Source organism: Citrobacter sp. VF227, assembly GCF_052950715.1.
Genome location: NZ_JBRFVF010000323.1, coordinates 1 through 487, shown reverse-complemented (window position 1 = coordinate 487; position 487 = coordinate 1). Strand labels below are relative to the sequence as shown.

1 protein-coding gene is annotated in these 487 nt (G+C 69.2%); it reads right to left on the bottom strand.

Annotated features, from left to right (window positions below; translation table 11 throughout):
- Positions 1-487 (bottom strand): DUF748 domain-containing protein (locus tag ACU8YC_RS26545; RefSeq protein ID WP_446896201.1); only part of this gene is annotated, 487 nt, incomplete at both ends.

Below are 487 nucleotides of genomic sequence, written 5' to 3'. Positions count from 1 at the left end.
TTTCTGCCAGTCCAGCTCGCCATCGGCCTCGCGGGCGGCCCAGGTTTCCAGATGGCGGCTGCGCAGCTTGCCGATGCTGACCTGACGCTTGGCCAGGTCCAGCGTGGTTTCGCTCAGCTCGAGCCGCTCCAGGCGAACCAGCTTGCGCCCGTCCGGGCTGGCGAGGGCCAGCGGGGCCACGGCGGCCTGGGCGCTGTCCAGTGTCAGGGCCAGGCCGTCGCTGAGGTCGAGGTGGTAGCGGGTACTCAGGTCGATACTGCCATCTCGAGGAACCAGTGGCGCCGCGTCGCGCACGTACGGCCAGAAGTCCTTCAGCGGCAGTTTGCTGACCTGCAGTTGGCCGCGCGAGGCCAGCGGTTGCAGGTTGAGGTCGCCTTGCCAGTCGATGCGTCCGCCGCTTGCACCTGTGGCGGTGAGGCGGGCGTCGGCGCTGCCGTCCGTGCGGGTGGCAAGGTTGTGCAGCTCGAGGTCCAGCGAGTCGTAGACC